The sequence below is a fragment of the Flavobacterium sp. GNP010 genome (assembly GCF_056428945.1).
Genome location: NZ_JBWJVK010000128.1, coordinates 1 through 784 on the forward strand (window position 1 = coordinate 1; position 784 = coordinate 784).

Here is a 784-nt window from a genome sequence, read left to right on the forward strand (position 1 = left end):
TCCACATACTAATATTGACTTACTAGAGGACGTAATTAATGATGTTGACTTGGTTTGTATCATGAGTGTCAATCCAGGCTTTGGAGGACAATCATTCATCGAAAACACGTACGCGAAAGTTGAAAAACTAAAAGCATTAATACTTAAAAAAGGAGCTACCACACTTATTGAAGTAGACGGCGGTGTAACTAGTAAAAATGCAAAACAATTAGTCGAAGCTGGAGCAGATGTTCTCGTAGCTGGAAGTTTTGTTTTTAAAGCAGAAAACCCAACAAAAACGATACTTGATTTAAAGAAGCTAACAAACTTCTAATAAAAAATGGTGCTTTGAGCACCATTTTTTGTTTTTATTATCTTTCTTGAAAATTAATCATTCTTGAAACGTGAGTATAAAGCTCTGGATGTAGGTTTCTAAAAATCTGTGGGGTTTCATAAAAATGCTCCAACACTACCGATATAAACTCAAATTGATTTTCATATGCATATTCCCTAAAATACTCTTTTTCAGTTAATTCATTATTTAAAAAAGGATCGTTATAATATTGTATGACTTCATTAAATTCATCAAAAAATATTATTGCACTTGGATCATTACTTCGTAAACAATGAAAATGCAATACATGCGAAAACTCGTGTAAGCCCAAATTAATATTATCATTTGATGCCGTATGTCCTAGCAAAAAATCTTCCCAGGAAAAAGCAATGACTTTCATTCTAGGATTAAATTCGCCTTTATGATACGCTTCATTCACAGTAGAATAGTAGCTAGAAGGATAAATTATTA

The 784-nt window shown here is 31.8% G+C and carries 2 protein-coding genes; one reads left to right on the forward strand and one right to left on the reverse strand.

The window, feature by feature from the left end; all coding sequences use genetic code 11:
• On the forward strand, positions 1–313 hold a 313-nt coding region (locus AC061C_RS15835), incomplete at its 5' end, for a ribulose-phosphate 3-epimerase (RefSeq protein ID WP_478291975.1).
• Between the two features lie 37 nt (positions 314–350).
• Here AC061C_RS15835 and AC061C_RS15840 read toward each other — a convergent pair.
• Positions 351–784 (reverse strand): zinc-dependent peptidase (locus AC061C_RS15840; protein ID WP_478291976.1); only part of this gene is annotated, 434 nt, incomplete at its 5' end.